Source organism: Aquitalea magnusonii (assembly GCF_002217795.2).
Lineage (GTDB): Bacteria > Pseudomonadota > Gammaproteobacteria > Burkholderiales > Chromobacteriaceae > Aquitalea > Aquitalea magnusonii_B.
Genome location: NZ_AP018823.1, coordinates 651,592 through 670,723 on the forward strand (window position 1 = coordinate 651,592; position 19,132 = coordinate 670,723).

Annotated in this window: 20 protein-coding genes; 13 read left to right on the plus strand and 7 right to left on the minus strand. The window is 60.4% G+C overall.

The window, feature by feature from the left end; all coding sequences use genetic code 11:
- Window position 1 precedes the first annotated feature (1 nt).
- The 7 genes from DLM_RS03135 (at window position 2) to DLM_RS03165 (ending at window position 6,923) form a co-directional block, all read left to right on the plus strand.
- Window positions 2-1,051 (plus strand): microcin C ABC transporter permease YejB, encoded by a 1,050-nt coding sequence (locus DLM_RS03135; RefSeq protein WP_089082656.1) that lies wholly within the window; start codon window positions 2-4, stop codon window positions 1,049-1,051.
- Window positions 1,048-2,079 (plus strand): ABC transporter permease, encoded by a 1,032-nt coding sequence (locus DLM_RS03140; protein WP_089082655.1) that lies wholly within the window; start codon window positions 1,048-1,050, stop codon window positions 2,077-2,079. The genes DLM_RS03135 and DLM_RS03140 overlap by 4 nt, the downstream gene beginning before the upstream one ends.
- Window position 2,080: 1 nt before the next feature.
- On the plus strand, window positions 2,081-3,658 hold the full coding sequence (locus tag DLM_RS03145) for an ABC transporter ATP-binding protein (RefSeq protein WP_089082654.1): 1,578 nt from the start codon (window positions 2,081-2,083) through the stop codon (window positions 3,656-3,658).
- A 207-nt stretch (window positions 3,659-3,865) separates the two neighbouring features.
- Window positions 3,866-4,192 carry a thioredoxin TrxA gene (gene trxA, locus DLM_RS03150; protein ID WP_045847065.1) on the plus strand — a complete coding sequence of 109 codons (327 nt, stop codon included), beginning with the start codon at window positions 3,866-3,868 and terminating at the stop codon, window positions 4,190-4,192.
- A gap of 121 nt (window positions 4,193-4,313) precedes the next feature.
- Complete coding sequence (rho, locus tag DLM_RS03155; RefSeq protein WP_089082653.1) at window positions 4,314-5,570, plus strand: transcription termination factor Rho; 1,257 nt, start codon at window positions 4,314-4,316, stop codon at window positions 5,568-5,570.
- Between the two features lie 97 nt (window positions 5,571-5,667).
- Complete coding sequence (locus DLM_RS03160) at window positions 5,668-6,312, plus strand: trimeric intracellular cation channel family protein (protein ID WP_089082695.1); 645 nt, start codon at window positions 5,668-5,670, stop codon at window positions 6,310-6,312.
- Between the two features lie 5 nt (window positions 6,313-6,317).
- Entirely contained in the window at window positions 6,318-6,923 is a 606-nt protein-coding gene (locus DLM_RS03165) for a CoA pyrophosphatase (protein ID WP_089082694.1), read from the plus strand.
- 7 nt (window positions 6,924-6,930) lie between these two features.
- Here the strand turns inward: DLM_RS03165 and DLM_RS03170 are convergent, their stop codons facing one another.
- Window positions 6,931-8,793 carry a sensor domain-containing diguanylate cyclase gene (locus DLM_RS03170; RefSeq protein ID WP_089082652.1) on the minus strand — a complete coding sequence of 621 codons (1,863 nt, stop codon included), beginning with the start codon at window positions 8,791-8,793 and terminating at the stop codon, window positions 6,931-6,933.
- A gap of 133 nt (window positions 8,794-8,926) precedes the next feature.
- Window positions 8,927-9,769, minus strand: coding sequence for a carboxylating nicotinate-nucleotide diphosphorylase (nadC, locus tag DLM_RS03175; protein WP_089082651.1), 843 nt, complete (start codon window positions 9,767-9,769; stop codon window positions 8,927-8,929).
- A 107-nt stretch (window positions 9,770-9,876) separates the two neighbouring features.
- On the opposite strand from nadC, the gene DLM_RS03180 reads away from it, so the two are divergent.
- Both DLM_RS03180 and DLM_RS03185 read left to right on the plus strand, forming a co-directional pair.
- Window positions 9,877-10,548 (plus strand): energy-coupling factor ABC transporter permease, encoded by a 672-nt coding sequence (locus tag DLM_RS03180; protein WP_089082650.1) that lies wholly within the window; start codon window positions 9,877-9,879, stop codon window positions 10,546-10,548.
- Window positions 10,549-10,593: 45 nt separating this feature from the next.
- Complete coding sequence (locus tag DLM_RS03185; RefSeq protein WP_089082649.1) at window positions 10,594-10,974, plus strand: MAPEG family protein; 381 nt, start codon at window positions 10,594-10,596, stop codon at window positions 10,972-10,974.
- 5 nt (window positions 10,975-10,979) lie between these two features.
- On the opposite strand, the gene DLM_RS03190 is transcribed toward DLM_RS03185, so the two are convergent.
- The 5 genes from DLM_RS03190 to DLM_RS03210 all read right to left on the minus strand — a co-directional run bounded on the left by DLM_RS03190 (window position 10,980) and on the right by DLM_RS03210 (window position 15,574).
- Window positions 10,980-11,606: an HAD family hydrolase gene (locus tag DLM_RS03190; protein ID WP_089082648.1), complete on the minus strand. Its 627-nt coding sequence runs from the start codon at window positions 11,604-11,606 to the stop codon at window positions 10,980-10,982.
- 26 nt (window positions 11,607-11,632) lie between these two features.
- A complete protein-coding gene (murB, locus tag DLM_RS03195) occupies window positions 11,633-12,646 on the minus strand; it encodes a UDP-N-acetylmuramate dehydrogenase (protein ID WP_231960033.1) in 1,014 nt (337 codons plus the stop codon).
- Window positions 12,647-12,660: 14 nt separating this feature from the next.
- Entirely contained in the window at window positions 12,661-14,058 is a 1,398-nt protein-coding gene (locus DLM_RS03200; RefSeq protein WP_089082647.1) for an MATE family efflux transporter, read from the minus strand.
- A 146-nt stretch (window positions 14,059-14,204) separates the two neighbouring features.
- Window positions 14,205-14,507: a hypothetical protein gene (locus DLM_RS03205; protein ID WP_089082646.1), complete on the minus strand. Its 303-nt coding sequence runs from the start codon at window positions 14,505-14,507 to the stop codon at window positions 14,205-14,207.
- A 329-nt stretch (window positions 14,508-14,836) separates the two neighbouring features.
- The gene (locus DLM_RS03210; RefSeq protein WP_089082645.1) at window positions 14,837-15,574 is read right to left on the minus strand and encodes a hypothetical protein; all 738 of its coding nucleotides are present in this window, start codon (window positions 15,572-15,574) and stop codon (window positions 14,837-14,839) included.
- 209 nt (window positions 15,575-15,783) lie between these two features.
- On the opposite strand from DLM_RS03210, the gene pcnB reads away from it, so the two are divergent.
- The 4 genes from pcnB to panB are packed head-to-tail and all read left to right on the plus strand — an operon-like array spanning window position 15,784 to window position 19,129.
- Window positions 15,784-17,148: a polynucleotide adenylyltransferase PcnB gene (gene pcnB / locus DLM_RS03215; RefSeq protein ID WP_089082644.1), complete on the plus strand. Its 1,365-nt coding sequence runs from the start codon at window positions 15,784-15,786 to the stop codon at window positions 17,146-17,148.
- Window positions 17,145-17,624, plus strand: coding sequence for a 2-amino-4-hydroxy-6-hydroxymethyldihydropteridine diphosphokinase (gene folK, locus DLM_RS03220; protein WP_089082643.1), 480 nt, complete (start codon window positions 17,145-17,147; stop codon window positions 17,622-17,624). The genes pcnB and folK overlap by 4 nt, the downstream gene beginning before the upstream one ends.
- Before the next feature lie 23 nt (window positions 17,625-17,647).
- Window positions 17,648-18,289, plus strand: coding sequence for a deoxynucleoside kinase (locus DLM_RS03225; RefSeq protein ID WP_045847076.1), 642 nt, complete (start codon window positions 17,648-17,650; stop codon window positions 18,287-18,289).
- Window positions 18,290-18,337: 48 nt separating this feature from the next.
- Window positions 18,338-19,129, plus strand: a complete 792-nt coding sequence (gene panB / locus DLM_RS03230; protein ID WP_089082642.1) for a 3-methyl-2-oxobutanoate hydroxymethyltransferase — start codon at window positions 18,338-18,340, stop codon at window positions 19,127-19,129.
- Window positions 19,130-19,132: the final 3 nt, after the last annotated feature.

Below are 19,132 nucleotides of genomic sequence, written 5' to 3' on the forward strand. Positions count from 1 at the left end.
CATGTGGCGCTATATCCTGAAACGGCTGTTGCTGATGATTCCCACGCTGATTGGCGTGTTGGCGCTCACCTTTGCCATCATCCAGTTTGTGCCGGGCGGCCCGGTGGAGCAGATGGTGCAGCAATTGAGCCATAGCGGCGTGGGGGGTGAAACCACCGCCATCAGCAGCGTGTTCAAGAGCCGTGGCGGCTTGCAGCCGGAAGAGTTGCAGGCACTGAAAAAGCTGTATGGCTTTGATCAGCCGCCCTTGCAGCGTTTTGGCCATATGCTGGCCGGTTTTGCCCGTTTCGACCTGGGCGAGAGCTTTTTCCATCACCAGTCGGTGGCGCAGCTGATTCTGTCCAAGCTGCCGGTATCGATGAGTATTGGTCTGTGGACCTTCTTTATCACCTATCTGCTGTGCATTCCGCTGGGCATTGCCAAGGCGGTGCGCGATGGCAGCCTGTTTGATCTGGCCAGCAGCACGGTGATTTTGCTGGGCTATGCCATTCCGGGCTTCGTGCTGGGGGTGGCCCTGCTGGTGTTGTTTGGCGGTGGCAGCTTCTGGCAGTTGTTTCCGCTGCGCGGGCTGGTGAGCGACAACTGGGACAGCCTCAGCCTGATCGACAAGGTGCTGGATTATCTGTGGCACATCGTGCTGCCAGTGACGGCCTCGGTGGTGGGGAATCTGGCGGTGATGACCATGCTCACCAAGAATGTGTTTCTGGAAGAAATCCGCCGCCAGTATGTGTACACCGCCCGCGCCAAGGGCCTGTCGGAGCGGGCCATCCTGTACCGCCATGTGTTCCGCAATGCGCTGATTCCGCTGATTACCGGTTTCCCGGCCGCCTTCATCGGTGCTTTCTTTACCGGCAGCCTGCTGATTGAAACCCTGTTCTCGCTGGATGGGCTGGGTCTGCTGTCCTACGAGTCGGTGATGCGGCGCGACTACCCGGTGGTGATGGGCAGCCTGTACGTATTCACCCTGCTGGGGCTGGTGGCCAAGCTGCTGTCGGATCTGAGCTATGTGCTGGTGGACCCGCGGGTCAGTTTTGACGGAGGTGAGCGATGAGCCATGCGCCCAGCCTTACACCCGGCCAGCGCGCCTGGCGACGCTTTTGCCAGCACAAGCGCGGCTTTTACAGCTTGTGGCTGTTTTTGCTGTTTTTTGTCCTGTCGCTGGGGGCGGAGCTGCTGTCCAACGACCGTCCGCTGATGGTGCGCTATCACGACCAGCTATATTTCCCGGTGCTGTTCGATTATCAGGAAACCGCCTTTGGTGGTGACTTTGATACCGCCACCGATTATCTGGACCCCTTCATCCAGGACCAGTTTGCCCGGCCAGGCAATTTCGCCATTTATGCGCCCAATCCCTACAGCTACAACACGGTGAATTATTTTGCCGACAATCCCAATCCGGCGGCACCGTCCTTCGACAATGTGCTGGGCACCGATGACCGTGGACGCGACGTGCTGGCGCGCTTGATCTACGGCTTTAGGGTATCGGTGCTGTTTGCGCTGGCGCTCACCGTCTCCGGCACCCTGCTGGGGGTGCTGTTTGGTGCGCTGCAAGGCTTTTTCGGTGGCAAGTTGGACCTGGTGGTGCAGCGTCTGCTGGAAATCTGGGGCAGTCTGCCCGAGCTTTACCTGCTGATCATCCTGGCGTCCTTGTTCAAGCCCAGCTTGCTGCTGTTGCTGGTATTGCTCACCCTGTTTGGCTGGATGGGGCTGGCGGATTATGTACGGGCCGAGTTCCTGCGCAATCGCCAGATGGACTACGTGTTGGCGGCGCGGGCCTGCGGTCTGAACAGTTGGCAGATCATGTGGCGGCACGTGTTGCCCAACAGCCTGACGCCGGTGCTGGCCTTCCTGCCATTTCGGGTGAGCGGGGCGATTCTGGCGCTCACCAGCCTGGATTTTCTTGGCCTGGGTGTGCCATCGTCCACACCCAGCCTGGGTGAGCTGTTGGCACAGGGCAAGGACAATCTGGATGCCTGGTGGATCGCGCTGCCCACTTTTGCGGTGCTGACCACCACCTTGTTGCTGCTGATTTTCATTGGCGAGGGTCTGCGCGCCGCGCTGGACACCCGGAAAGGCTGAGATGGAAACCCTGTTGACCGTTGCCGCGCTCAATGCCCACTTTGGCCGGCAGCAAGTATTGTCCTCGGTCGGTTTCAGCGTGGCAGCCGGCGAAAAAGTGGCGCTGGTGGGCGAGTCCGGTTCCGGCAAGACCGTCACCGCCCAGGCGCTGTTGCAACTGAACCCGGAGGTGCGGCTGACGGGCTCCATCCGCCTGGCTGGAGAAGAACTGCTGGGCGTGGGCGAGAAGCGCCTGCGGCAAATCCGTGGCCGCGACATCGCCATGATTTTTCAGGAGCCCATGCATGCGCTCAATCCGCTGTTCACCATAGGCCGGCAAATTGGCGAAACCCTCACCCTGCACCTGGGGCTGACGGCGCGTGAAGCACGGGCCGAGGCCATTCGCCTGTTGCTGCGTACCGGTATCCAGGATGCCGCCGAGAAGATCGACAGCTACCCCTTCCAGCTGTCCGGTGGCCAGCGCCAGCGCGCGATGATTGCCATGGCGCTGGCGTGTCAGCCGCGTCTGTTGATTGCCGATGAACCCACCACCGCACTGGATGTGACGGTGCAGGCGCAAATCCTGCAATTGCTGGATGAATTGCAGCAGGAGATGGGCATGGCGGTGCTGTTCATCACCCACGACCTCAACCTGGTGCGGCGCTTTGCCGACAAGGTGGTGGTGATGCGTGGCGGCCTGGTGGTGGAAAGCGGCAAGGTGGTGCAGGTGTTCAGCCACCCGGCTCATCCTTATACCGCCGAACTGTTGGCTAGTCGGCCAGGCATCCTGGACGCCGAAGTGCAGGAGTCGGCCGCGCTGCCGCTACGGCTGCAGGCCAGGGACATCACCGTCAGCTATCGCCGCAAGGCAGGTTGGTTCAGCCAGCGGTTGGTGCCGGTGGTGCAGCAGGTATCGCTGGATGTCCCGGCAGGGCAAACGCTGGGCATTGTCGGTGAGTCCGGCTCCGGCAAGACCACGCTGGGGCATGCATTGCTGCGCCTCTTGCCCAGCCAAGGCCAGATCAGGCTGGACGACATGGCACTGCAGGACTTGCGTGGCCGTCGCCTGCGCCATGCCCGCAAGGATTTCCAGGTGGTGTTCCAGGACCCGTTTTCCTCGCTGTCGCCACGCATGACGGTGGGGCAGATCGTCGCGGAGGGCCTGGCCTTGCACCAGCCGGGTTTAAGTGCCGCGCAGGTACGCCAGCAGGTGATAGCCACCCTGACCGAGGTTGGCCTGCATCACGAAATGATGGAACGCTATCCGCACGAGTTTTCCGGCGGCCAGCGCCAGCGCATTGCCATTGCCCGTGCCTTGATTCTCAAGCCGAAACTCATCTTGCTGGACGAACCGACCAGCGCGCTGGATGCCACCTTGCAAAAGCAGGTGCTGCAATTATTGCGCAGCCTGCAACGCAAGTACGGCCTGAGCTACCTGTTCATCAGCCATGATCTGGCGGTCATCCGCGCGGTGGCCCACCGGGTGCTGGTGCTGCAGGCCGGCCGGGTGGTGGAGCAGGGGGTGACTGCACAGGTATTTGACAAGCCGCAGCAGCCCTATACCCGCCAATTGCTGGCAGCGGCGCTGCCAGGCTCTTGAAAATGGCGCAGCTGCTCCCCATTCTCTGTGAATACCGCTTGGCACAAACCGGAATTTTCCAGCAACATCGGCAAGTGCCAACCCTACTTGCAAGCCGGGCTTGCAAAAGCCGCAACTGCCGCTAGGCAGCGGTTGCCCCACAGTCAGTCAGTTGTTACCATCAGCGGCTAACGACACTGCAAACCACCCCGAATACTAGAGGAAGCCATGAGCGATCTTATCCTGCATGTAACCGACGACTCCTTTGAACAAGACGTCCTGAAGGCCGATGTGCCGGTTCTGGTCGACTACTGGGCTGAATGGTGTGGTCCTTGCAAGATGATCGCCCCCATCCTGGACGAAGTGGCCAAGGAATACGCCGGTCGTCTGAAAGTGGCCAAGCTGAACATCGACCAGAACGAACTGACCCCGCCGAAATTCGGCATCCGCGGCATTCCGACGCTGATGATTTTCAAGGATGGCCAGGTAGCGGCCACCAAGGTGGGCGCACTGGCCAAGAGCCAGCTGGCCGCCTTCATTGACAGCCACATCTAAAGCGTCTATTCTCACCTGAACTTCTTCAAGCAGGCGGCGCATCAGTCGCCTGTTTCGTATCCGCATCCACACCCCACGAACAGCGTTCTGCTCAATCTTTACGAGTCGACCAACGGCCGCTATGCATTTATCTGATCTCAAACACCTTCATGTATCCCAGCTCGTGGAAATGGCTATTTCCAACGAGATCGAGGGCGCTAACCGCCTGCGCAAGCAAGATCTCATCTTTGCGCTTCTGAAAAACCAGGCCAAAAAAGGCGAAAGCATCTTCGGCGAGGGCACCCTGGAAGTGCTGCCGGACGGTTTCGGTTTCCTGCGCAGCCCGGATACCTCGTATCTGGCTGGTCCGGATGACATCTATGTCAGCCCGTCGCAGATCCGTCGTTTCAATCTGCATACCGGCGACTCCATCGAAGGCGAGATCCGTACGCCCAAGGATGGCGAACGCTACTTCGCGCTGGTGAAGGTGGACAAGGTCAATGGCGAGCCGCCGGAGAACTCCAAACACAAGATCCTGTTTGAAAACCTCACGCCGCTGTTCCCGACCGAACAGTTCAAGCTTGAGCGTGACATTCGTGCCGAAGAAAACATTACCGGTCGCATCATCGACCTGATTTCGCCCATCGGCAAAGGCCAGCGCGCCCTGCTGGTGGCACCGCCGAAATCCGGTAAAACCGTGATGCTGCAGCATATCGCGCATGCCATCATCGCCAATCATCCAGAAGCGGTGATGATTGTGCTGCTGATTGACGAACGTCCGGAAGAAGTGACCGAAATGCAGCGCTCGGTGAAGGGCGAGGTTGTATCCTCCACCTTCGACGAGCCGGCCACCCGCCATGTGCAGGTAGCCGAAATGGTGATCGAAAAGGCCAAGCGCCTGGTCGAGCACAAAAAGGATGTGGTCATCCTGCTGGACTCCATCACCCGTCTGGCCCGTGCCTACAACACCGTGGTGCCGGCTTCGGGCAAGGTACTGACCGGTGGTGTGGACGCCAACGCCCTGCAACGCCCCAAGCGTTTCTTTGGTGCGGCACGTAATGTGGAAGAGGGTGGCAGTCTCACCATCATCGCCACGGCGCTGGTGGATACCGGCAGCCGCATGGATGATGTGATCTACGAAGAATTCAAGGGTACCGGCAACTGCGAAATCCATCTGGAACGCCGCATGGCGGAAAAGCGCATTTTCCCGGCCCTCAACATCAACCGTTCCGGCACGCGCCGTGAAGAGCTGCTGGTGCCGCAAGACCAATTGCAGCGTATCTGGGTACTGCGCAAGCTGCTGTACCCGATGGATGACATCGAGGCGATGGAATTCCTCCAGGACAAGATCAAGGCCACCAAGTCCAACCTGGCTTTCTTCGACTCCATGCGCCGCTGACAGGCGGCAAGGATCTGATCCCGTCTTCGGGATGCAATGGATGAACCCGACGCCGGACCTGAGCAGGTCTGGCGTTTTTCTTGGTATGACCCGCAAGATGGAATTCAGTAGTCGTTTTTTCCAGATGGAAGTCTTTTCCGCCATCGGTACTGTTGCATTTGCCTTTTCAGGCTATCTGATCGGAGTGCGCAAGCAACTGGACTTGCTGGGCATCGTGGTGGTGGCACTGCTCACCGCCATTGGTGGTGGCATTCTGCGCGATGTACTGGTGGCGCGGGTGCCGCTGGTGTTCTTCAATTACACCAGTCTGGCCATCATCGCGGCCACGCTGCTGCTATCGGCATTGTTGCGGTTGCATCGTCGCCAGAGCCGCACGCTGGCGCGCCTGTTCATCATTGCCGATTCGCTGGGGCTGGTGGCGTTCAGCATCACCGGCGCCCAGGTAGGGCTGATGTACGATCTGAATGCCTTTGGCGTGGTATTGCTGGGTTTCATTACCGCCGTGGGGGGCGGTGTGGTGCGTGACATGATGGTGAATGATATTCCCTTCATTCTGCACAAGGATTTTTACGGCACCGTGTCCATACTGGTAGCTGGTACTTTGTTTGTGTTGGACCAGTTGACCTGGGTAAGCAGTTGGATGCTGCAGTTGTTGTTTGTGCTTGGCCTGGCCATTCGCCTGTTTGCCCATTGGAGCGAGCTGGCCCTGCCCAAGATTGGCCCGCAATCAAAACAAGGATGACAGCCATGTGGCCGGCTGAAATGGTGGAGGCCCAGGCCTGGATACGCCAGCGTCTGGCAGGGTTCGAGTTTGATGGACGTGCCGGGGACATTCCCTGGCGGGTGGCTGGCGCGAAACAGCGCCCGGCGGCTGTGTTGGTGCCGCTGGTGTGGCATGACAGCGGCCCCACCGTGTTGCTCACGCGCCGGACAGAGTCGCTGTCCACCCATGCCGGGCAGGTGAGTTTTCCCGGCGGCAAGGTGGATGCCGAGGACAGTTCGGTGATTGCCGCTGCCTTGCGCGAAGCGCAGGAGGAAATCGGCCTGGCGACGGATGGCGTGACGGTGCTGGGTACGCTGCCGCAGTATGTCACCATCACCGATTTTGTTGTCACGCCGGTGGTGGCCATGCTGCAGCCCCCGCTACTGTTGCGGCCGGAGCCTGGCGAGGTGGCCGAGGTGTTCGAGGTGCCGCTGGCGCTGGCACTGGATGCGCGCCAGTACGAGAAGCACAGTTATGAGCGTGACGGCATGCGTGGTCAGTATCTGGCCATGCAGTGGCAGCACTACACCATCTGGGGGGCAACGGCAGCCATGCTGCGCTTGCTGGCGCAGGCACTGTCAGCCAAGTAGCGCGGTCTTACTCGCTGTTGCCATCGCTGAGCATCAGGTCGCGCCCGGCCATCTTGGCTTGATACAGCAGCTTGTCGGCACGGTTCAGCATGCCCGATGGGCTGTCGCCGGGGCGCCAGTCGGTAATGCCGCCGCTGAAGGTGACCTTGTCTTCGGTAAACGGAAATACCGTTGCTGCCAGTACCTGCTGTACCCGTGCCATCACTTTTTCCGCATCCCGCAGGCGGGTACAGGGGAAAATCACCAGAAATTCCTCGCCGCCGATGCGGGCGCAGACATCGGTGCTGCGTGTGCAGTCGCTCAGGGCATTGGCCACGGCCAGCAGTACATTGTCACCAGCCTGGTGGCCGAAGCTGTCGTTGAATTGCTTGAAGTGGTCGATGTCGAACACCGCCACCGACATCGGCTGGCTGTAGCGTTCGCAGCGCTGCAGCTCTTCTTTCAGTACCTGGTCGGCATGACGCCGATTGCACAGCCGGGTGAGCGGATCGGTAATGGCCATTTCGTTGAGCAGGCGGTTTTTTTCTTCCAGCTCGTTTTCCAGCGCCTTGCGCTGTGAAATATCGTACAGCGCAATCAAGGCGGCCGGAATTTGCTGATGTGGCATCAGTTCAACCGATACAATTGCCCACAGCGTGCTCTGGTCTTCCCGCTTCAGTTCGGTTTCGCGATTGGATATCGCTTCGCCGGCTTGCAGCCAGTCGCTTACCGGTTCCAGATGCAGTGGCAGATCCAGAATGGCAGGCTGGCCATCGCTGCGCGGCGGGGCTGAAGGAATCCGCAGCATGTCCCGCGCCGGGGCATTGGCGCGCAGGATGCGCATGGTTTCGGTGGCCACCAGAATCAGGGCCACCGGGGCGGTATCCAGTGTCAGCCGCGCCAGTTCTTCGCTTTCGCGAATGCGCGCGGCGCTGGCAGACAGCAGGCGGTTTTGCCGGATATTGCCCAGATGACTGCGCAGCGTGATCAGGGTCAGTGCGGCGGTAAACAGCCAGGCCAGCACCGCCATGCTGGCCTTGTCATGATAAGCACGGGTGAAGTCGCGTTCGGCAATGCCCACCACCACGCGGAAGGGAAAGCCATCCATCATGCGTGAACTGTAGAGCCTGGGTTCCTGATCCAGAATCGAATTGGCGCGGAACTGCAGGTAGTTGTCGTAACGCTCCAGTATTTCGGTACTTTGCAGCTCATTAAGTGGCTGATCCGGCTCGCTGGTCTGGGCCGGCCAACTGGCTTGCAGGATCTGGCGCTGGTCCAGCACCATGATTTCACCAAAGCGCCCCACCGGCAGCTTGGCCACTTCTGCCTGGAAAAAGCGCTTGTCCAGTACCCCCACCACCATGCCTACCGTTTCTTCATCCTGGTTCAGCAGCTTTTGCACCAGGACGATGCCGCCTTGCGCCTGTTCTTGCCGGGTGGAGGTAAAGCTGCTGTCCTGGCTGCCATTGCGGTGGTACCAGCGGCAGTAATCGGTTTTCAGTTGTGAAGTCGGGCTCTGTGGCTGGCTGGAATACAGCACGTAGCAGGCGCTGTCCAGGATGTCGATCTGCTTGAGGTAGGGCATCTGGCGCAGCTTGCCATGCATCAGCACATCGATGCGCTGCTGTTGTTCGGCATTCAGCAGATGCTTGTTGAGCAGCAATTGCACCAGGTTGCTGTCGCTGGCGCTTTTCAGGATCAGGCTGGTTTCGCGCAAGCCGGAGGACAGGCGTTCTTCCAGCAATTCGGACAAGCCAGCCGCTTGGTGGCGTGCCTCGCTTTCACCTTGCTGGCGCGTGCCGGCAAGGTCGAACACCACTATCAGCAGCGTGCTGAGCAGAAAGATGACCGCCAGCCATTTGGCAAGCTTGCCCTTGTCCTGAAATTGCATGCGCAAGATATGCTGTGCCCCCGTGACGGAAAATGCGGCCTGTTGTAATGGTGCTCTGTATTATTGGTATACCTGCCAGAACAACAAAAGGACAATCCGCCTTGATCGAGGCGGCATTGTCCCGTTTGGTATCTCAGTGCTGAAAACGCATGGACAGGTCGATGGCCTGGATGTCCTTGGTGAGTTTGCCGATGGAAATGCGGTCGACACCGGTTTCGGCAATGGCGCGCACCGTGTCCATGTCCACGCCGCCGGAGGCTTCCAGCAAGGCCTTGCCGGCGCTGCGTTCCACTGCCTGGCGCATGTCGTCCAGCGACATATTGTCCAGCAGAATCAGCTTGGCACCGCCATCCAGCGCCTGCTGCAGCTCATCCAGGTTTTCCACTTCGATTTGCAGTGTGACGCCAGGAGGAATGATGCGGAATGCCCGCTCCAGTGCCTGCCGGATGCCGCCGGCAGCCATGATGTGATTTTCCTTGATCAGAATGCCGTCATACAGGCCGATGCGCTGATTGTCCCCCCCGCCCACGGTCACTGCGTACTTCTGTGCCAGGCGCAGGCCGGGCAGGGTCTTGCGGGTATCCAGAATGCGCGCGCGGGTACCGGCCACCACATCCACATAGCGGCGGGTCTGGGTGGCTACGGCGGACAGGGTTTGCAGGAAATTCAGCGCCGAGCGTTCTGCCGTCAGCAAGGCGCGGGCCGGACCGGTAATTTCACACAGCACGGTGCCGGCTGCAATCTTGCGGCCTTCGCGTACCTGCCACAGCACGCTGCAACGCTCATCCACCTGGCGGAAGCATTCTTCGAACCAGGCCTTGCCACATAGCACCGCATCTTCACGCAGCAGCACGCTGGCGCTGCATTCTGCCGCCTGATCAATCAACTGGGCGGTCCAGTCGGCCTGACCAATATCCTCGGCCAGCGCAATGCTGACCTGCTGGGCGATAAGGTGGTTGGCTGGCTGCTTGCTCATGTCGGAACCCTGATGGCAAAAGCGCTATTGTACCCAGCGATGCCGGTGCTGTGGGGCTTATCATCGTGGTGGTATCATGCGCAACACCGTGTCGGGCTGGAGCATTCATGGATTTGCCTGCTGTGCTGTTTCCGCCGTGGCTGCTGTATGCCGCCATGGCACTGTCCGGCCTGCTGCTGGGTTTTGCCGCCAGCCGCGTCCGCTGGCGCATGCTGGACGCCAGTGCCTGCAACGCCTGGCTGGGGGCGGTGGTGGTGTTGCTGGGCTTGTGGTTGATGCGTGGCGGGCTCAAGCCGGGCTTGTCCTTCCACATGCTGGGGGCTACGGCACTGACCTTGCTGATGGGTCCCTGGCTGGCCATGCTGGGCCTCGCCGTGTTGTTGCTGGCGCTGGCGGCGGGTGGTCATGGCGACTGGCTGGCCCTGGGCCTGGACTGGCTGTGCGGCGCGGCGGTGCCGGTTGCCGTGACCGCCGGCCTGTTGCAGCTGGCGCGCCGCAAGCTGCCGGCCCAGTTGTTTGTCTATGTGTTCATCAATGCATTCATCGCCGGTGGACTCAGCCTGTTTTGCAGTGCATTGGCCAGCATGCTGGTGTTGGGCAGCCAGGCTGTTTACGGTTGGGATTATCTGTTGGAAGAAGCCTTGCCGTTTTATTTTCTGCTGTCCTGGTCCGAGGCTTTTACCAGCGGTTTGGCTATGGCCGTGCTGGTGGTGTACCGCCCGCATTGGGTCAGCACTTTTGATGATGCTGCTTATCTGGGGTCGGGCTCGCGCTGGTGATACCGGTGCATTGCCTGTGACGATGTGCTGTTACAAGGAGTTGTCATGCCGTTTGCACTGTGGAGTATCTTGCTGGCTTCTGTTTTGCCTTTGCTGTGGACGGCGCTGGCCAAGGCTGGTGCGCCCTATGACAACCATCAGCCGCGTGTGGTGCTGGCGGCGGCCACCGGTTGGCGCCAGCGCGCCAACTGGGCGCAACAAAATGCCTGGGAAGCCTTTCCCAGCTATGCCGCGGCCATGTTGCTGGCCTGGATGATGAAGGTGCCAGCGGCCCGGCTGGATGTGCTGGCGGTGGTGTATGTGTTGCTGCGCCTGGGCCATGGCCTGTGTTACCTCAGCGACCAGGCCACGCTGCGCTCACTGTGCTGGCTGGGTGGCTATGCCGTGGTGGTGCTGTTGTTTGTCAGTGCAGGCGGGCTGTTCTGAATGTTTCACTCCAGCAGGCGGTGAGCCTGTACTGCCTGTCGCACCGCGTCAAAACCGACGGTGTGGCAGGCTTGCCAGCCTGCTTGCGTGGCGCTGTGTATGCATTCGATATTGTCATCAAAGAAAATGATGTCGGCAGCGGCTACCTGCAAGGCTTGCTGCACATGGTGGTAAACCGCCAGGTCCGGCTTGCGCAAGCCCATGTGGTGTGAGGCAAAGCAGGTTTCGAACAATGGCAGGATGTCGAACTGGCGCTCAATCTTGCCCCAGTGCAGCGCATTGTTATTGCTCAGCACCGCCAGCCGGTAGTGTGCGCCCAGTTGTTGCAGCAGCTTATGCACGCCGGGGTAGGGGCCTTGCAGCCAATCGTCCAGTGCCTGCAGCATGCGGTCCTGTCCCAGCCCCAGTTGCAGCCGTTCATCCATCAGCCGGGCGAATTCTGCCGGTGTCACCCGGCCGGTATCCAGCAACGCCACTTCCGGCGTTTCCATCCAGAAGCGGCGTGCCTGTTCCCGCTCCAGGCGGCCTTGTGACAAGGCCATCAAGGGGTCGATGCCGTTCCAGTCCACCAGTACGCCGCCCAGATCGAAAACCAGCACTGGCCGGCTGCTGTGTTGTGTCAGAGACTGCATGTCGGACTCCTGCGTGTGGCCGGGTATTACAGGACCAGTGGTTCGGCTTCCAGTTCCACCCCATAACGCTGGCGCACCGTATCTTGTACATGGCAGGCCAGTGCCCACATCTGGCTGCCGCTGGCTGCCCCGTGATTGACCAGCACCAGCGCCTGGCGCTCATGCACTGCGGCATCGCCCTGGCGGTAGCCTTTCAGGCCAGCCTGATCAATCAACCAGCCTGCTGCCAGTTTCACCTTGCCGGCACCTGCCGGGTAGTGCGGCAGGGCGGGAAAGCGCTGCAACAGTTCATCGGCCTGTGCCTGGCCGATTACCGGATTCTTGAAGAAGCTGCCGGCATTGCCCAGCTCGGCCGGGTTGGGCAGCTTGCTGGCCCGGATGGCCATCACCACATCGCTGACATCCAGTGGCGTGGGCTGGCTGATGCCACGTTTGTCCAGCTCCTGCTGGATGTCGCCATAAGCCGTCTTCAGTTGCGGCTGGCGTGACAGCCTGAAGCGTACGGCTGTCACCAGCAGTCGCCCGGCGGCTTCGTGTTTGAAAACGCTGTCGCGATAGGCAAAGCGGCAGTCGGTATTCTCCAGTACCACAGGCGTGCCATTGGCTTGCAGATCGGCACACACCACCTGGGCAATGCGGTCCTTCACTTCCACGCCATAGGCACCGATATTCTGCACCGGGCAGGCCCCCACCGTGCCGGGAATCAGGCTGAGGTTTTCCAGCCCGTACCAGCCTTGTTGCAGGCAATAGCGCACAAAGTCATGCCAGTTTTCCCCGGCGGCAGCCTCCACCAGCAGGCTGTCGCCATGGTCTTGCAGTACGCGGATGCCACGCAGGGCCAGTTTGACTACCAGGCCGGGGTAGTCTTGCGTCAGCAAAAGATTGCTGCCGCCACCCAGCCACAGTACCGGGCCTTGCTGGTAGTGCTTGTCGGCCAGCAGGGCAGGCAGCCGGGCCAGGTCGTCCAGCTGGCAGAAATGGGCGGCGCTGACATCCATGCCAAAGGTGTTATGGGGTTTGAGCGAAACTTGCGATTGCATGCACAGCGTCATCATCAGCTTTCTTGCAGGGTATGGTGGCGCAGGCGCAGGCGGCTTTCCCGCGCCAGATAGCTCACCAGCATCAGGGCGGCAATGCTCAGACTGATGACCAGTGCCAGCCAGAAACCGTAAATGCCCATCGGGGAGACCAGCCAGTCGGTGAGGCCCAGCGTGATGCCAAGCCCCAGTCCTATGCCCCAGAAGGCGGTAATGTGGATCACCATGGGTATGGTGGTCAGCTTGTAGCCGCGCAGTGCGCCGGAGGCAATGGTCTGGGCGGCATCAGTCAGCTGGAACACCGCCGCAAACAACAGCAGGCTGGACCCCATGGCAATGACCTTCGGGTCGGGCGAGTAGATGGCCATGATGTCACTGCGCAGCCACAGCACCAGCAGCATGGTACACAGTGCGGTGGCCAGCCCCACCAGCAGGCCGACCCCGGCGACAAAGCGGGCCTGGTGATAATCACCGCCACCGGCGCGCTGTCCGACTCTTACGGTAAGGGCCGTGGAAATGCTTTGCGGCAGCATGTAGATGATGCTGGAAAAATTGAGCACCGACTGATGGCTGGCCACCACCGTCATGCCCAGCTTGGCAATCAGCAGGGCGATAAAGGAAAACAGGCTGACTTCGACAAAGAAGGACAGGCCGATGGGCAGGCCCAGCTTGAGAAAGGCTCCGTAGCGCTTCCAGTCTGGCCAGCTCATCCGCCGCGTCAGGCCATAAGGGCGGAAATGGCGATGCCAGCAGATGTAGGCCAGCAGCGTCAGGCAGTTGAACCAGAACACGATGCCGGTGGCCCAGCCGCACCCGGCACCACCCAGCCTGGGCAGGCCGTACAGGCCGTGAATCAGTGCGTAATTGAGCGGAATGTTGAGCGCCAGCGCAATCAGGCTGACCACCATGATCACCTTGGGCCGGTTCAGGCTGGAGGCATAGGCATGCAGGGCACGGTGCACCATGGCGGCAGGCATGCCCACGGCGGTGCCGGTGATGAACAGCATCACCTTGTCTTCCACGTCGCTCGGCAGTTGCAGCCACAGGCGCAGGGGGTGCTCGGCCAGCAGCATGGCGGCGGCACCAAGCAGGCCGACAAACAGGCCGAACCACATGCCCTGGCGGCCGGTTTCGCCAATCTGCTCTTTCTCCCCGGCACCCAGCTGGTGGCTCAATACCGGATTGAGTGACGTCACCACGCCCATCAAGGTCACATAGACGGTGATGAAAATGCTGGCACCCAGCGAGACTGCTGCCAGATCGTCGGTGCTGACCCGGCCGGCCATGACGGTATCGACAAAGCCGGTGGCCACCTGGGCCACCTGGGCAATCATCATCGGCAAGGCAAGGCGGACGATCTGTCTGGCTTCACCGGTAATGGCACCGGGCGCAGCGCTTTTGAGTTCCTGCAACATGGAGGCGGATCAATTTCGACAAGGTGGGCAAGCGCTCCATTATAAGGAGCGGCTGCCCGGCCTGTCTTGTGCAATGGCGACGTCGGCCTGCCACTGGCGCGCTTCAGTCTCTACTGCCAGAGGGCGGGAATATGCTGCCGCTGTACTCAGAAACGCACTGGTGTTTCGCGGCGCAAATCACAGCTGATGATCAGATGCTGGCCAAAGCGGCTGTTGATGTTCAGTGCATCCAGCAGTCCGACATCATGAATGGTCAGCAAGCCGCTCTCATCCAATTGGCTGCTATAGCCCAACTGGTCAGCGTAGTTGATCAGGTCTTGCAGCGGCAGGGTGCTGTCACCGGACAGCGGGGTGGCAGTCAGGCTGCCTTGAAGGGGGCGTTTTCTTCCCACGGCGTCATATACGGCAAAGGAAAAGTCGCTACAGCTATCTTGCAGGCAATCGTACATGGTGAAACTCCATCAAGTATGGGTGGCGCTGTTGCGTGCCCGACCTTACCGTCAGGCGACGCTTTAGCAGGATTTTTGGGCGCCCTGCAAGTTGTCGATTAACTCGGCGCCGGTGTTCCGGACACAGCCCGGAACGGTAAAACGGTACTACCTTCAACATGCCCGATGTCGCATAGCGTGCGCACTACAATGGCGGAAAAAGAAAAACCCGCCGGGCCAGAGAGCGCAGCGGGTTTTCCGACTCACGCTTTAGCTGGCATTTATAGTGCGCCCAGCAAGCTGTATCAAATCGGCGCATGGGAAAAGATTATTCCCGTCAGAAAAGCCTGTCAAGCCCTGTTGCGTGCTGTCCACTGTTGCAGGAAATCCTGCCATTCCTCGCCTTGCTGGCCAAGCAGTTGGGCCAGCTTTTGCTCGTGCTGGCTGCGGGTGAGAGCGGAAATCTGCCCTTGTAGCGCGGCCAGGCGCAGCCACATCAGGTAGTGACAGGCGGCGCGTTGGGCGCTTTGGGCCAGCAGGGTCGGCAATTGCCCGGCGGCGGCGGCAGCCCATGACTGCGGGGCATCATGCTCCGGGATGCGTGGCAGGCCACACAGACCGGCCATTTCCTGTTGTGGCACGCAGCCTGGTTGGACGCCCTGGCACAGCAGGCGGCTGAGTTCCAGCGTCTGGCCAAACAGCCCGTTGGCACCGCCGGGGAAGGCAATGCCATGCAGCATGGCGCGATGGCGCAAAACCGGCAGCATCAACTGGGAGCCTTGCCAGCTGACAATTTGCGGCATGTGTTCGTTGAGCAGGGACGACAGTGCTTGCAGCATGGCGGCCTCATCCTGCCCGCTAGTCGAGCGATGCAGCAGCACTTCCTGGCGAATGTGCAGTACGGCATGAATGCCGACAATGCGGTGCAGGTGGAAGGGCATGAATTCATCGGCGCGGCTGGCGCGGCTGCGCTGCAGGGCAAAGTAGACAACGTCGGCATCGCTGATGCCAGCATCCAGCTGGTACAGGGTACGGATGCCGGCAACATCGGGCAGGGTCTGGATATCCAGGGCAAGTAAGGGAATCACGGGTGGTCTTCACACGGAAAAGGCGGCAGATGGTGTGCGATTCTAGGCTGGCTGTCGGTGGCGAGCAATCACGACAAAGCGGCTAGCCTATTGCCAGCCGGGATTAAATGGGCCAGAGCGGTATATCTTGTCAGAAGATTCAGGCTATAATCTGCCGCTTGAATTCCTTTCTTGCGAATCCCTTCATTCCACGTCCTTATTCCTCATAAATGATCCGCAAGCTTATCCGTAAAGTACTGGAGCTGCCGTCTGGCATGGGCAAACGCCGTAGCAAACCACGCGTGATTCCGCTGTCCCAGCATGGCGTGCGCCGCGACCAGCTCAGCACTGCTGCGCTCAAGGTGACTTCCCGTCTGCAGGAAGCCGGTTTCTCTGCCTTCGTGGTGGGGGGGGCCGTGCGCGACTTGTTGCTGGATGTTTCTCCCAAAGATTTTGACGTCGCCACCAATGCCACGCCGGAGCAGGTGCATCACTTGTTCCGCCGTTCGCGCATCATTGGCCGGCGTTTTCGCATCGTCCACGTGATGGTGGGTCCGGAAACCATCGAGGTCACTACCTTCCGTGGCGGCGGTATCGACGACCAGAACGAGTCTGGCCGCATCATGGCCGACAACACCTTTGGCAGTCAGGAAGAAGACGCCCATCGACGTGACTTCACCGTCAATGCGCTGTTTTTCGATCCGTCGGATGAGTCCATCATCGACTATCACCACGGGGTGAAGGACCTGAAGGCCAAGAAGCTGGTGATGATTGGCCAGCCGGCACGGCGCTATCAGGAAGACCCGGTACGCATGCTGCGCGCGGTGCGCCTGGCTGCCAAGCTGGGCTTCGAGATTGACGAAGACACCCGCAAGCCTATCCGCGCGCATGCCCATCTGCTGAAAAAGGAACCTCCGGCCCGGCTGTTTGATGAAATGCTCAAGCTGCTGATGTCCGGCCATGCCTATGCCTGTTTGAAAAAGCTGCGCGAGGAAGGGCTGTCACGTGGCGTGTTCCCGCTGCTGGACGCGGTGATGGGCGAAGATGGCGACGATTTGTTCCTGCAACTGGGCTTGCAAAGCACCGATGCCCGCATCCGTGCCGACAAGCCGGTGTCTGTTGGCTTCCTGCTGGCCACCTTGCTGTGGCAACAGGTGAACCAGCACTGGCAGCAACATATCGCCGCCGGTGAAAAGCCCTTGCAGGCGCTGCAAATGGCCATTGCCGACGTGGAAAACGAGCAGGACAACGACTTTGCCATCCCGCGCCGTTTCAGCGTCACCATGCGCGAAATCTGGACGCTGCAAGGCCGCTTCGACAGCCGTAGCGGTGCGCGTCCTTACCGCTTCCTGGAACAGCCGCGCTTCCGTGCCGCCTTCGACTTCATGTCCTTGCGCGCCGAGGCAGGCGAGTTGCCGGCCAGCCTGGTGGAATGGTGGGAAGCCTTCCAGCGTGGCGATCAGGCCGAGCGCGAAGCCTTGATCAACGAGGCCAAGAACAGCGGTGCGGACGAACCGGCCAAGAAGCGTCGTCGTCGTCGCACCAGCAACCGCCGCCGTGCCGAGGGTGCCGGTGGAGGGGGAGAGGTCGCGTGAGCCTGGCTTATGTCGCTCTGGGTAGCAATCTGGAGCAGCCGGCGGAGCAGATCAGGGCCGCATTTGCGGCCCTTGCCAATCTGGCTGGCACCACGGTGCTGGCGCATTCCTCGCTGTATCTCACCACGCCGGTGGGATATCTGGACCAGCCGGACTTCATCAATGCCGTGGCCTTGCTGGATACCGAGCTGTCGCCCTACCAGTTGCTTGATGGGCTGATGCAGATTGAAGCCGGCTTTGGCCGCGAACGCAGTTTCCGCAATGCACCACGGGTTCTCGACCTGGATGTCCTGTTGTATCAGGATACCGTGCTGGATGATCCGCGCCTGTCGCTGCCGCATCCGCGCATGCACCAGCGCGCCTTTGTCATGGTACCGTTGGCGGAAATCGCTCCCGACCAGCACGTGGGAGCGCATGGTCCGGCTGCCGCCATTGCTGCCATGCTCGATTGCAGCGGTGTGTACAAGCTGGTGTAGCCAGTCAGCTCAAGGAGCAAAACATGAGTCACAGCCATTTGCGTTATGTGGTGGTAGAAGGGCCGATCGGCTCAGGCAAATCGGCGCTGGCGCGCCGGCTGGCGAGCTACTGGGGTGTGCAATTGCTGGCCGAAGACCCGGCCGCCAACCCCTTCTTGCCGCGTTTTTACCGTAATGTCGCCTCCCATGGCCTGGCTACCCAATTGTCCTTCCTGATGCAACGGGCCGACATGGCTCGCGGCATGCTGCTGGGCGACACCCTGGCCAGCCCGGTGGTGTCGGATTTTCTGTTCGAAAAGGATGCGCTGTTTGCACGGGTGAATCTGGACGAGCAGGAACTGGCGCTGTACCAGCGCCTTGCCCAGCAACTGCTGCCGCAGTATCCGGTGCCGGACCTGGTGATTTACCTGCAAGCCTCGGAGCAGGTATTGCTGGAGCGCAGTGCCGCCCGCGCCAGCCAGTTGGAGCAGGATTTCCCCGAAGGCTACCTCAAGCGCGTTCATGCCGCTTACAGCGAATTTTTCCATCAGTACGAAGCGGCGCCCTTGCTGATCGTCAATACCGACCACCTGGAGTTGGTTGATGGTAACGAGGATTTCGAGCTATTGTTGCGCTGCATCAGCGAGATGCGCGGACAGCGCAGCTACTTTAACAAGAGCGTCTGAATACAAGTGACGCCTTGCATTTCCCGACCACACCGAGGAAGTACAGGTATGAAAATTACCGTCAACACCCTGCAGAAGATGGCCGCCGAAGGCCAGAAGATCGTCATGCTCACCAGCTATGACGCAAGCTTTTCCACCCTCCTTGATCAGGCCGGGGTAGAGATTCTGCTGGTGGGCGATTCTCTGGGCATGGTGATCCAGAATCGTGATTCCACCCTGCCGGTGACCATGGAAGAAATGGTCTACCACACCCGCTGCGTGGCAGCCGGTGCCGGCAATGCCATGGTCCTGAGCGACCTGCCCTTCGGCAGCTACCAGGAAAGCCCGCAGCAGGCGTTTGCCAGTGCCGCCCGCCTGATGCAGGCCGGTGCCCACATGGTGAAGCTCGAAGGCGGCGGTTTCATGGCAGAAACCACCCGTTTCCTGGTGGAACGCGGCATTCCGGTCTGTTCCCACATCGGCCTCACCCCGCAGTTCGTCAACACCTTTGGCGGCTATCGCGTCCAGGGCAAGACCCAGAGCGATGCCGAGCGCCTGCTGGATGATGCCCGCAAGCTGGCTGATGCCGGTGCCAGCCTGGTGCTGATGGAATGTGTACCCGCCGAACTGGCCGCCCGCGTGACCGAGGCGGTTGCCGTGCCCACCATCGGCATCGGTGCCGGTGCCGATGTCAGCGGCCAGGTGCTGGTATTGCACGACATCCTCGGCGTGTATCCGGGCAAGAAAGCCCGTTTCGTCAAGAATTTCATGAATGAGGCCGGCAGCATCCAGGGTGCGGTCGAAGCCTACGTCAAGGCAGTCAAGGCAGGGACCTTCCCGGCTGCCGAACATACCTTCTAAGCC

Excerpts from the sequence above, each read along its gene's own strand:
- DLM_RS03135 (WP_089082656.1), top strand. The coding sequence starts at position 2 with ATGTGGCGCTATATCCTGAAACGGCTGTTGCTGATGATTCCCACGCTG.
- DLM_RS03140 (WP_089082655.1), top strand. The coding sequence starts at position 1,048 with ATGAGCCATGCGCCCAGCCTTACACCCGGCCAGCGCGCCTGGCGACGC.
- DLM_RS03145 (WP_089082654.1), top strand. The coding sequence starts at position 2,081 with ATGGAAACCCTGTTGACCGTTGCCGCGCTCAATGCCCACTTTGGCCGG.
- trxA (WP_045847065.1), top strand. The coding sequence starts at position 3,866 with ATGAGCGATCTTATCCTGCATGTAACCGACGACTCCTTTGAACAAGAC.
- rho (WP_089082653.1), top strand. The coding sequence starts at position 4,314 with ATGCATTTATCTGATCTCAAACACCTTCATGTATCCCAGCTCGTGGAA.
- DLM_RS03160 (WP_089082695.1), top strand. The coding sequence starts at position 5,668 with ATGGAATTCAGTAGTCGTTTTTTCCAGATGGAAGTCTTTTCCGCCATC.
- DLM_RS03165 (WP_089082694.1), top strand. The coding sequence starts at position 6,318 with ATGTGGCCGGCTGAAATGGTGGAGGCCCAGGCCTGGATACGCCAGCGT.
- DLM_RS03170 (WP_089082652.1), bottom strand. The coding sequence starts at position 8,793 with ATGCAATTTCAGGACAAGGGCAAGCTTGCCAAATGGCTGGCGGTCATC.
- nadC (WP_089082651.1), bottom strand. The coding sequence starts at position 9,769 with ATGAGCAAGCAGCCAGCCAACCACCTTATCGCCCAGCAGGTCAGCATT.
- DLM_RS03180 (WP_089082650.1), top strand. The coding sequence starts at position 9,877 with ATGGATTTGCCTGCTGTGCTGTTTCCGCCGTGGCTGCTGTATGCCGCC.
- DLM_RS03185 (WP_089082649.1), top strand. The coding sequence starts at position 10,594 with ATGCCGTTTGCACTGTGGAGTATCTTGCTGGCTTCTGTTTTGCCTTTG.
- DLM_RS03190 (WP_089082648.1), bottom strand. The coding sequence starts at position 11,606 with ATGCAGTCTCTGACACAACACAGCAGCCGGCCAGTGCTGGTTTTCGAT.
- murB (WP_231960033.1), bottom strand. The coding sequence starts at position 12,646 with ATGCAATCGCAAGTTTCGCTCAAACCCCATAACACCTTTGGCATGGAT.
- DLM_RS03200 (WP_089082647.1), bottom strand. The coding sequence starts at position 14,058 with ATGTTGCAGGAACTCAAAAGCGCTGCGCCCGGTGCCATTACCGGTGAA.
- DLM_RS03205 (WP_089082646.1), bottom strand. The coding sequence starts at position 14,507 with ATGTACGATTGCCTGCAAGATAGCTGTAGCGACTTTTCCTTTGCCGTA.
- pcnB (WP_089082644.1), top strand. The coding sequence starts at position 15,784 with ATGATCCGCAAGCTTATCCGTAAAGTACTGGAGCTGCCGTCTGGCATG.
- DLM_RS03225 (WP_045847076.1), top strand. The coding sequence starts at position 17,648 with ATGAGTCACAGCCATTTGCGTTATGTGGTGGTAGAAGGGCCGATCGGC.
- panB (WP_089082642.1), top strand. The coding sequence starts at position 18,338 with ATGAAAATTACCGTCAACACCCTGCAGAAGATGGCCGCCGAAGGCCAG.